We start from the raw sequence: 9777 nt of genomic DNA, 5'->3' as shown, positions 1-9777 counted from the left end.
AGGCGGGCTTCAAATCCGTCAGAACAGTGTCCCCGGACGAAAGCGGATATTACCAGCCGATCATCAGCGCCGTAGCCTGAATTCCTATAACAAACCTCTTCCAGGCGCTTTTCACACCCGGTCCTTTGCACAATTCAAGACTTTCGGGGCAAAAGCTTCCCCGTGGGAGACGGCGGGCCAGCCTGGCCCGAAAGCTTTGACCGAAACTTTCTCGCAAACATCTAGAGATGCTGCCCGTAGTCCATCCGTTCGTGTAGCACGCGGACGACCTCAATGCCGTTATTCATGATCCGATAAAACAGAATGTGCTTGCCTGATTGGAATTTATAGTAGCCCATACGAACTTCGGGGCATGCCCTGCCAAGCGCTGGATTGCCAGCCACCATGGCGACGTGCACGCCCAGCTGGCGCGTGTAGGTTTCCGCCTGGTCGATGCCCCAGCGGTTCGCGGTGTGGTCCCAAATGTCAGAGAGATCGCCCTGCGCACGGGGCGTCAGTGTGAAGCGGGCAGTCATTTAACCGAAGGGCGTGCATCCCGCTTGCGTGTAATGAACGCATCGAAATCAAACGGTGTTGCCGGGCCGCTCTGCTCGCCCTCGATGAGGGCCGATTGCAGTGCTGCCAGCTTCGCTTCCTGTTCTTCCAAGAGCCGCAGACCTGCGCGCATCACTTCGCTGGCGTTGCTATAGCGACCCTGCTCCACTCGTGCTTCCACGAAGCTGGTGAAGTGCTCCCCTAAACTAACTGAGGTATTCTTGCTCATGAAGGCATTATACCAAACATTGGTACTAATGCAAGAGGGCGTCTCATTATTCAGAAAAACGCTCGACGACGCTATTTAGAGTGCTATAACGTCCTTTATGGCACTCTAACGGAAATTGCGGTCTGGCGAGCGTTGCCGGCCATGTCGGTCAGCACAAAGAATTTTCGGCGCGCATGGGCCCAGCACGCGGCCTCCAGGTAATAAAGCGCAGCGGCTTTGGGGAATACTGTGCATCAGGCCTATGAAGTCCCTCGCCGCCGAGCGCATCCGTCGGGTCGATGCCGTCCTTCGGCGTGAGGTGAGCGGTTCGGGATAGTAGTAAAATCCATTGTGATCGCAACGCGGGCGTCGAATATTGGAACATTCCGGTACATGGTTTCCGCTCGCTGTCGATGCTTGAGATTGATCGATTTGTGCGACGGCCGCGAGACCGGAGTTGGGCTTGGCTACGTATTCGACAGCGTCGCGGTCGGAGCAGCCCGAACAACAGGTCAGCCGTGGCCGCTTTTCCCTCGCTGGCGCGAACGGTGTGTGACTTTGCGGCCATTAACCTCAGCAGTTTGTTGGATTTCATCGCGAAACCGACATTGTCGAAAATGCACCGTTTGCCAGTCTTTGGGGGTTAAAGGCCAGAGTCGGGGTGTTTACCCCCGAAGTGAAGGCAGTATTAAGTTCGCGCCCGAGATGGGAAATCTTGGCATTTGAAATGCTGCATGGGCGTATGCTGGTCGCAAGGTTTCAAGCGCCCGCGAATGTTCCCAAACAGACAAAGAGCGTCGCCGAGCAGTTCCTTCCAGTCGTCCGTGACGCGTAGTGGGCGCCAGATCAGTGTTGTTCTGCCCCGCTGTTCCACCCTGGCCATGCCGTTACCCGTGGGGGCGGCGCTTGCCGCGAAGGCCGGAAGGCTGGCGATATCCACTACGTCGAGCGGCAAGGCGACCGCTTTGCGGCCCAGCGCTTCAATCTCAGCCACAGCTGCTTGCGCCTCGGTTGCGCCGTTCCGGTAGGTGAGAATGACGTCGCCACCATGGCGCGCAATGCTAAGGGCCGTGTTGCGGCCAAGACCCCGGCTAGCGCCGGTCACAAGTGAAATGGGTGTCATTGGTTTCTCTCTGGTTCGTCTGGTGCGACGAGCCCTTATCCGACATGCTGTTTCGCAAATGTTGCCTAAAGCTTGGCGGTTTTTGCCTGTTTCTCCAAAACTGATATTAAGTTGTCGCTTGCGAGCGTACGGAGATTTGACCAAGGCGCTCTGAGTTCTGAGTACTACGAACAGCCGCTTTGCCTTAAACTCTAGACTTTTTGCCCGATTCTCCGAAGTGGATTGCGTGCTGCGCTCGCTTCGCCTTATCGTTTCATCCATGACCCAAAGCCTACTCGTGGCCGCTCTGCGCTATGCCGAACGTTATCCCAGCCAGGATGGCGTGGCCCTTACACCGATTGCCGGCTTTGCCATTGTCCGCGAGACGCAGCCTAGCGCGCTGCAATATTCGGTCTCGAAACCGCTCGTGGCCCTGTCACTCCAAGGCACCAAGCGCGTGACCTTGGGGACCAATACATTGGACTTCGGTGTCGGTGAGTCTCTCCTGATCATCACTGATGTGCCAACATTTAGCCAAATCACCGGTGCATCGCTGACGGCCCCCTACGTCTCGCTCGTCGTCGAACTCGATGCCGCGATTATTGAAAGCCCGGTGATTCAAATGGGCTCCATGTCGTTCTCGCTCGGCGCTCCGGTGCGGGTGGACCACACTGTAGCGCGACAGGACTGATGGCCGGCCCTGTTGCCTCATCCAAAAATGTTGCCGAGGACCGTGCGCTTGTCGTGGGAGGTCGTTCCGGCTCCATCTACTGCGTTTCCATCTCTGTTTCCTCTCCAATGGCTTCGTCAGCCGGCGGTCGCCCGAATACCATCAGGTGCGCCATGTCCCGCCGCCACTCTTTCAGACGCCGCTGCAGCGTTCGAAGCTGGCCGCTCGCATAGGCATCAGGGTGCTCCGTCCGAAGGCGGGCAAACAGTTCTGCCGACGTTCGCCAGGGCTCAGCCTCAAACCAGGCGCGGAGCTCAACGGCCACGAGTGCGAACGGATCCGGTGTGTTGCGCTTCTTCCTCGTCCCTGGCGCCTTCCGCCGAGCCGTCGGTCGAACCTCCCCCTCCTTCCATGCGGTCCGCAAACTGAAGAGGAACTGTTCGAGCGTCGGCTGTTCGATCAGGAGCGGAACCTCCGGCGCGTCGGCAATTTCTACCAGCCGTCTCTGACCAGCACGAATGTCGTTCAGCAAGCGGACCGGATCGAGGGTCTCAAACTGCGCCTTGACCTGCCGCTTTATCTCATCCGTCGCCCTCGCATCGGCGATCAGCCGTTGGTATGGCGTCGCCGGTGAATGATAGCACTTTCGAACCTTCGCGCCTTCCCGGGACTTCTCCGCCAGCTTGAACGAAGGCTGGAAGAAGTTCACGAATAACCGGACCGATCTGTAGAGCCGCGCAAGAGCGGCGGCGGCTTCAAGGCCCGCAAACCGCCGATAGCCAACAATCCGGCGCACGATGGCACCATTCTTTTGCTTGACCCAGGCCTGATCATTCTTCTGGTAGGGCCTGCAGCGTGTGAAGACAATCGAGGAATCTCGGCAGTAGTCGCGCACAGTCTCGTTCATAAACACCGTGTCATTATCAGTGTCGAAGCCAATCAAAGGGAATGGCAGAAGCTTGCGAACTTCACCGAGAACTTCGGTCAGAAGCTTCTGCTCACGATACAGAAGAGGCGCACACTCGACCCACCCCGTCGCGACGTCAGTCAGGACGAGTGTCTGAACAAAGCTGCCAGCGGCCGTTGGGCCGCCATGTGCAACGAGGTCTGCCTCAATGAAGCCGGGTGCTGGATCTCCCCAATCAGAAAACGTCCTCACAGGCACGCTCCGCCGCACCGCAGCTGACGGTGGTGCTCGCCGACGCTTCTTCCCCGGTTGCCCCTTTGCCTCGCGCAGAGCGCGATCCATGGTCGCCGCGCTCATTGCCAGTAAACCAGTCCGCACTTCGGGGAGCAGTTGGAGATGCCCATGGCGCTCCATCGCCTCGAGCATCACCGGAAGCAATGGCCGTAACCGCTTGCCACAGATCCGGTCAGAAGCTTCCCAGAGCACGATCAGCGCCTCACGGGCCGCATCATCGTAGACGCGCTGGCCGGGGCGAGGCTCAGATCGACGTCCGCGGCTTCGACCCTTCAGCAACCGCGCCGCGTGCTTCCGGTGAAACTTCGTCACCGCCACAAACTCGTCGAGAATGAGACCAGGCTCACTTCGACTACACCCGGCATATCGTTCAACCAGGGCCGCCACTAACTCGTCACGCGTGGCCATGCTGATGCGTCCCATGCCCAACCCCGGTCACTTCCGGCCGGGAGCATGTCAGGTGAGGCAACGGGTAGAGCCAGGGTAACATTTCAGGTGAGGCAACGCCCCCGGCCATCAGTGGTGTCGCGCTACACTAATTTCCGCCTCGCGATGACAGGGGATTATGACTGCACCACGGGAACCGCGCCCCGGCGGCTGGTGGCTCCGCCGGCCCATCAACAACTTGGGCCGCCGCCAACTTAGCGGGCGTCACAGTAGGTTGACGTTACGCTTCGTCACATCCCCGCCCTATGGGCTGTCCAATGCCAGAGCAGCGCCACGGTCCGTTGCGGCTGGACGCGCCTTACAGCTCCGGACGGGTCGATACCTGGACCAAGTCCAAGTGCCGTGCTGGCCACGAGGTGATGATCGGCTGTACACGACGACTAACGGCGCCTTCCGCTCGCTGATTGCAGGCGTGTATCGCGACGGCAAGTTGGTCGAGGTAGGTCGGGTCGGGACCGGATTCGGCCGGGACAAGGTCGCCCGCATCCTTCCGAAGCTGCAGGCGCGCTGGAGACCGCCAAGAGCCCTTTTCTTGGCAAAACCTCGCCGCGAAGGCTGGGGGAATCCACTGGGTGCGCCCGGTGTTGGTGGCGGAGATCGAGTATGAGGGCTTCACGGCCGATGGTCTGCTGCGGCAAGCGGCGTTTAAGGCTCTACGCGAAGACAACCCCGCTCGAGACGTCGAGACGCTAGAACCGGCACCGGCCACTACCGACCTCAAGGAGCCAGCGCCGGCCATCACGCGCAGCCACGGTCTCCGGGCCAGTGGCTCCGCCGTCGTGATGGACGTGGCGCTCTCGCATCCTGATGATCCTGCGAAATATACGATCTGAACCGTTCCAAAACTGATGCAGAGGTCAACCGCTTGGCAGGACTAAAGCGATGGCGTACGCCCGCTCTCGGAGTCGATTGAGCGCCTGGGAAAGGTGTGAGGCCGAGCGCAGCTGGCAGTTCTTGAGGCAGTAGAAGCTCAGGGCGCGTAAGGCTATTCGCATGCCTGAAATTAGGCTTTCGCCTTCTCGACCGCCCTTTGAGCGGCTGCGCGGTCACCGCGCCCCGTGACGCGGAAATCGCCGCCATCGAGCCGATTGTAGTTTTGGAAAAAGGTCTCGATCTCGGCAGGGAGATTTTCCCGAAGATCATCCAGGCTATGGACATGTTCATGAGTTCGCGCGTGGGTCGCGACGGCCAGTAAGCGATCGTTTCGCTCCCACGCACCGTCCTTGGAACGCTGCTCAGCCTCGATAACTCCGATCAATCGAGCTTCTACCACGCATCCGGAAATAGCCGGCGCGTCCAACAACACCAGAACGTCGATGGGGTCGGAGTCGTCGGCCTGGGTCGAAGGAATGAATCCGAAGTCAAAAGGGAAAAGCATACCTTCGGGCAGGACATGCTTCAGTCTCATGGCATTGATCGTCGGGTCGAAGCCGAACTTGTTACGACTTCCTTTGGGCGTCTCGATCACGATGTTCAATAACCCCGACTCCGTAAAGGCAGGGAGTTCAGCCAACATCCACTTGTCGCTCATCGTCAGATTGCCTCGCTTTAGCCACGAGATGGTCCGACGCTAGCACGGAACAAGGCGTGTCCGCAGAAGCCTGCAACCGACGATGACGTTGATAAGCATCAAACGAGCGCCGTCTTAGGATCCGCAGCAGACGACGGATAAGGGTCGTAACAACTCCAATGGGGGCTGCCCCATCGAGATAGTGTGACTCGGCTGCGCATTGGAGCGGGCGGGTGATCGCCGCATCTGAGGGTTTCGTCCGGTCGCGTGACCGGGTCACTTCTTCCCAGGCGGAACTTTCCCATGTCTCGTGATCCTACGACCCTCTATCCGCGCCCTCCCTTCGAGCCACAACAGCAGAGCTTTCCTGGCAAAACGGCCCCGATGGACCCTAAGCCAGACCATGGCGAGGAAAGCTACAGGGGCAGCGGTCGCCTTGCTGGTAAGGCAGCGTTGATCACCGGCGGAGACAGCGGCATCGGCCGCGCTGTTGCGATCGCCTTCGCCCGTGAAGGCGCCGATGTCGCCATCGCCTATCTTTCGGCTGAAGAGGCCGAAGCGCGTGAGGTCGAGGCGCTGATTACTCAAGCCGGCGTTCGCGCCTTACTGTTGCCGACCGATATCTCCAAATCAGCCGAGGCGCGCGCGATTGTCGCCAGAACCACCGAGTTCTTTGGCAAGATCGACGTGCTCGTCAACAATGCAGCTTTCCAAGTCCCGACGCCGTCGCTCGAGGAAACGAAGGACGAGGACTGGGAGGCTATGTTCGCCACCAATGTCCACGGCACATTCTACATGACGAAGGCGGTTGTTGGCGTCATGAAACTGGGTGGATCCATTATCAACACCGCCTCCGTCAATACCAAGAACCCCCCGCCGTCGCTGTTCGGCTATTCCGCTACGAAGGGAGCCATCGGGAACATGACGGTTGCGTTTGCTCAGCTGCTGGCCGAGAAGGGGCTACGCGTCAACGCCGTGCTGCCCGGCCCTATCTGGACCCCCTTCATTCCATCCGGCATGGAGGGCGACGCCGTGAAAACTTTTGGCTCCAAGACGCCGTTCGGTCGGCCGGGACAGCCGGTTGAAGTAGCGCCGCCTTACGTAATGCTGGCTTCGGACGAATCCAGCTACATCTCGGGCGCCCTCATAACGGTTGCCGGCGGAATGCCGATCTTCTGAGGATCAGCCGAGTGCAAAGACAATCGTAAATAGCGCTATCTTTCGATTAGCGCTAAAGTTCGCCACGAGTGGCTAGGGCTTTGATACGATCGGCGGTGCGAAGCGCGATGGCGGTGATGGTCAGGGACGGATTGACGCCGCCGACTGTCGGGAAGACCGAGCCGTCGCAGATCCAGAGATTGGGAATATCCCAGCTCCGGCAATCGGCGCTGACGACACTGCTACGTGGATCGCTGCCCATGCGCGCAGTACCGGCGAGGTGGTTGGTGTCGTCTTCCTGGCGGAAGATATCCGTCGCGCCGACTAGCTCCAGGCTCGTCTGCATTTCGCCGAGGGCATGTTGGATCAGCGCTTTGTCGTTGTCGCTCCAGCTATAGGTAATACGCGGAATGCGTAGACCGTACTGATCGACCTCATCTGTCAGTGTGACCTGATTGCGCTCGCTGGGGAGCATTTCTCCGACCATTTTGAGGCCGACCTGGTGATTATATTGCATCATCTGCTCGCGCAACGGCGCGCCCCATAGCTTGCGGGAACCAGTGACCACGGTGGCCCATTCGACCGGCAAGGGGCCCTGCGCCATCCAGCAATAACCGCCCTGAAAGTTCTTGCGGTCGTCATAGTTCCAATGTTCTGTGATAGCGAGTGAGGGTGGCCCTTTGTTCCAGCGCACCTCCTTGTCCATGACGCCCCAAACCGCCTGGTTGGATTGGGTCATGAGATTCTTGCCGACGAGGCCGGAGCTATTGGCAAGACCGTCAGGGTAACGATCATTTGCGGAAGCCAGCAGCAGCCGCGGTGTCTCGATCGCATATCCCGCGACAACAATATTGCGGGCCTTTTGGAAGCGCCAGCGCCCCTCACGGTGATAATGGACCCCGGTCGCTCGTCCGTCAGGCCCAGTTTCGACCCGCCCGACCATGGCGAGGTCGCGGATTTCGGCGCCTGCCGCGATGGCGCGTGGAATGAAGGTCACCAGCTGACTCTGCTTGGCGTTGGTCGAGCAGCCGAACCGGCAAAAGCCCCGATAGACGCAGGGCGGCGAATTGCCATGTGGCGCCGAGACAGTGGCGAGCGGCGTCGCGGTCCATTTATATCCCATGGCCTCCGCGCCACGCGCGAGCAGTTCGGCGGCGCCATTCAATTCGTGCGGACGATAGGGATAGCGCGGGCGCTTCGGTCCCCATGGGTAGTTGACGGGCCCGGCGATGCTGAGGGCCTTCTCGGCGCGGGTGTAGTAATCCCACATCTCGCGCCAATCGAGGGGCCAATCCGCGCCGTAGCCGAGCGCGCTGCGGGATTTGAACCATTCGGGCCGAAACCGTAGCGAGACCATCGCAAAATGGACCGTGCTGCCGCCGACGGCTTTGCCGCTGTTCTTGCCTCCCATGCGAATGGGATTGCCGCCGTCGATGATGCGCTGGTCAAGCCAGTAAAGCTTCTGTTGCTCGGCCTCGTCCGAAGCGAAGTCTTCCAGCGGCCGAAAATAGGGGCCGGCATCGAAGCCAATGACGGAGAAGCCTTGTTCAGCGAGCCGGGCGATGAGCGGCCCGCCACCGGCGCCGGTGCCGATGACGACGAAATCAACCACGTCGTCTTCCGCATAGCTCCGCATCTCCACCCAGCCGCCCGGCTTGAAAACGTCCGGCGCGCGGCCGCCGATGGCGCGAGGTGCGGCAAGAGGATCAGCGGACACGCGCATTCTCGTGGCGTGCGGTCTCTTCCTCGCCGGGCTTGGCCTCCACGGCTTCCCAGGGGTCGCGACGATCCAGTCCCATGCGGACATAGCCGCGAGGACTGGCCGGTCCGCCAAAGCCAAATTCACTCCAGGCCGTCGGATGCGCGTAATAGGCGGAGACAATATCGAGCAGGACACGGTGTGCGAAGAACATTTGGGCGGGCATATCGCCAAGGGCTCCGCCCGAGAGTTCCCCGCGTTCCATGCGCCGCAAAATGTCATCCTGCTGTTCGCCGCTGATTTGCGGGAAGCGCTTCTCGTAATGCGCCAGCGCCGCCTCATCGAGAGCCGCTAGTCCGCGCCGCCATGCTTCGCCTTGCTCGGGCATCTCGGCGTAGCGAAAGCCGTCCTGCATGTTCGTATAGAGTTTCGTGTCGACAAGGGCGGCGAGCGGCACTGGCGGGCGGTCACCAGGCTGCGGTACAATACGGGCGCAGACGGCGTCGAGAATATTGAAAAGCTCGGGCAACAAATATCGCGGCTCACGTGTGATCGCCAAACGATGATCGATGACCTGGCGTGTCTGCTCATTCCATGATGGCGTGCGACGCTTCGCCAGCACGTCGTAGCCGGGATATCGCTCAGTCATCTGGATGATCTTCCAGCAGTCCCAAAGCCGCGAGGCCAGCGAGCGCCAGGCCGGTGAAGCTCGGCGGCGCGGGAATGGGCGGACCGTCGATAAGGTTCTGACTCCAGTTGCACCAGCCGCCCATGTTGCGGGACACACCGATCGCGTGAAAGCCGCTTCCGGCAAAGCCCAATAACGCCGTGAAGCGAAGCCACCAGCGGGTCATCGTCCGCCGCTTGCCTGTGGCGCCAACGGCGCTCGCACCTAATAGCAGCGCGGCGACCGGCGGCATGGTGACGGGAAGATACATTGCGGGATTATGGTAGGCGCCGCGGAAATGCAGCAGCCCCACTTCTCCAATCGTGCCGATCAGGCCGAGACTTGTCATGGCGCCGATGACGCGGCCGGCGGCGAGGCCGAGGATGGTGGGTGTCGCGCCCGGCGGATTGTCGCGAAGCCGCTCGGACAGAAAGCCGAGCATCCCGGATAACGAGATAGCGGCCGGAGCGCCGAGAGGTGCCGAATAGAAAAGGTTCTGCCATCCGAACCCGCCGGGCTTTCTGCTGATGTTGTAGAGATGAAATCCCGTCCCGATCACGCCGGTCAACGCGGCGCCCGCA

The 9777-nt window shown here is 60.4% G+C and carries 9 protein-coding genes and 2 pseudogenes; 3 read left to right on the top strand and 8 right to left on the bottom strand.

Annotated features, from left to right (window positions below; all coding sequences use genetic code 11):
* Positions 1-221: 221 nt before the first annotated feature.
* The 3 genes from GSQ83_RS23510 to GSQ83_RS30720 form a co-directional block, all read right to left on the bottom strand.
* Positions 222-515 (bottom strand): type II toxin-antitoxin system RelE/ParE family toxin, encoded by a 294-nt coding sequence (locus tag GSQ83_RS23510; RefSeq protein WP_158805309.1) that lies wholly within the window; start codon positions 513-515, stop codon positions 222-224.
* Positions 512-763 carry a type II toxin-antitoxin system ParD family antitoxin gene (locus GSQ83_RS23505; protein WP_158805308.1) on the bottom strand — a complete coding sequence of 84 codons (252 nt, stop codon included), beginning with the start codon at positions 761-763 and terminating at the stop codon, positions 512-514. The genes GSQ83_RS23510 and GSQ83_RS23505 overlap by 4 nt, the downstream gene beginning before the upstream one ends.
* Positions 764-1430: 667 nt before the next feature.
* Positions 1431-2126, bottom strand: a complete 696-nt coding sequence (locus tag GSQ83_RS30720; RefSeq protein WP_254065869.1) for an SDR family NAD(P)-dependent oxidoreductase — start codon at positions 2124-2126, stop codon at positions 1431-1433.
* Positions 2127-2142: 16 nt separating this feature from the next.
* Here GSQ83_RS30720 and GSQ83_RS23495 point away from each other — a divergent pair, with 16 nt between their 5' ends.
* Positions 2143-2535, top strand: coding sequence for an AraC family transcriptional regulator (locus tag GSQ83_RS23495; protein ID WP_216850524.1), 393 nt, complete (start codon positions 2143-2145; stop codon positions 2533-2535).
* 76 nt (positions 2536-2611) lie between these two features.
* On the opposite strand, the gene GSQ83_RS23490 is transcribed toward GSQ83_RS23495, so the two are convergent.
* Entirely contained in the window at positions 2612-4138 is a 1527-nt protein-coding gene (locus tag GSQ83_RS23490; protein ID WP_158805306.1) for a transposase, read from the bottom strand.
* 142 nt (positions 4139-4280) lie between these two features.
* Between GSQ83_RS23490 and GSQ83_RS31485 the strand changes: the two are divergent.
* A pseudogene (locus tag GSQ83_RS31485) lies at positions 4281-4995 on the top strand (hypothetical protein).
* A 170-nt stretch (positions 4996-5165) separates the two neighbouring features.
* Here the strand turns inward: GSQ83_RS31485 and GSQ83_RS23480 are convergent.
* Complete coding sequence (locus tag GSQ83_RS23480) at positions 5166-5693, bottom strand: inorganic diphosphatase (RefSeq protein WP_158805305.1); 528 nt, start codon at positions 5691-5693, stop codon at positions 5166-5168.
* A 282-nt stretch (positions 5694-5975) separates the two neighbouring features.
* Here GSQ83_RS23480 and GSQ83_RS23475 point away from each other — a divergent pair, with 282 nt between their 5' ends.
* The gene (locus GSQ83_RS23475) at positions 5976-6851 is read left to right on the top strand and encodes an SDR family oxidoreductase (RefSeq protein ID WP_158805304.1); all 876 of its coding nucleotides are present in this window, start codon (positions 5976-5978) and stop codon (positions 6849-6851) included.
* 52 nt (positions 6852-6903) lie between these two features.
* Here GSQ83_RS23475 and GSQ83_RS23470 read toward each other — a convergent pair whose 3' ends face one another.
* From GSQ83_RS23470 to GSQ83_RS23460, 3 genes and pseudogenes are all read right to left on the bottom strand, one after another.
* Positions 6904-8547 (bottom strand): GMC family oxidoreductase, encoded by a 1644-nt coding sequence (locus GSQ83_RS23470; protein WP_254065868.1) that lies wholly within the window; start codon positions 8545-8547, stop codon positions 6904-6906.
* Positions 8537-9178 carry a gluconate 2-dehydrogenase subunit 3 family protein gene (locus tag GSQ83_RS23465; protein ID WP_158805303.1) on the bottom strand — a complete coding sequence of 214 codons (642 nt, stop codon included), beginning with the start codon at positions 9176-9178 and terminating at the stop codon, positions 8537-8539. The genes GSQ83_RS23470 and GSQ83_RS23465 overlap by 11 nt, the downstream gene beginning before the upstream one ends.
* A pseudogene (locus GSQ83_RS23460) lies at positions 9171-9777 on the bottom strand (hypothetical protein); the annotation flags it as partial. The pseudogene GSQ83_RS23460 and the gene GSQ83_RS23465, both read right to left, overlap by 8 nt.

Origin of the sequence: Acidisoma sp. L85 (assembly GCF_009765865.1) — a bacterium.
Lineage (GTDB): Bacteria > Pseudomonadota > Alphaproteobacteria > Acetobacterales > Acetobacteraceae > Acidisoma.
Note: the sequence above shows the minus strand (reverse complement) of the source record. Positions and strands in the feature narration are given on the sequence as shown.

What these genes read in the sequence shown, in the direction of transcription:
- GSQ83_RS23510 (WP_158805309.1), bottom strand. Translation starts at nt 515, where the DNA reads ATGACTGCCCGCTTCACACTGACGCCCCGTGCGCAGGGCGATCTCTCT.
- GSQ83_RS23505 (WP_158805308.1), bottom strand. Translation starts at nt 763, where the DNA reads ATGAGCAAGAATACCTCAGTTAGTTTAGGGGAGCACTTCACCAGCTTC.
- GSQ83_RS30720 (WP_254065869.1), bottom strand. Translation starts at nt 2,126, where the DNA reads ATGGATGAAACGATAAGGCGAAGCGAGCGCAGCACGCAATCCACTTCG.
- GSQ83_RS23490 (WP_158805306.1), bottom strand. Translation starts at nt 4,138, where the DNA reads ATGGGACGCATCAGCATGGCCACGCGTGACGAGTTAGTGGCGGCCCTG.
- GSQ83_RS23480 (WP_158805305.1), bottom strand. Translation starts at nt 5,693, where the DNA reads ATGAGCGACAAGTGGATGTTGGCTGAACTCCCTGCCTTTACGGAGTCG.
- GSQ83_RS23475 (WP_158805304.1), top strand. Translation starts at nt 5,976, where the DNA reads ATGTCTCGTGATCCTACGACCCTCTATCCGCGCCCTCCCTTCGAGCCA.
- GSQ83_RS23465 (WP_158805303.1), bottom strand. Translation starts at nt 9,178, where the DNA reads ATGACTGAGCGATATCCCGGCTACGACGTGCTGGCGAAGCGTCGCACG.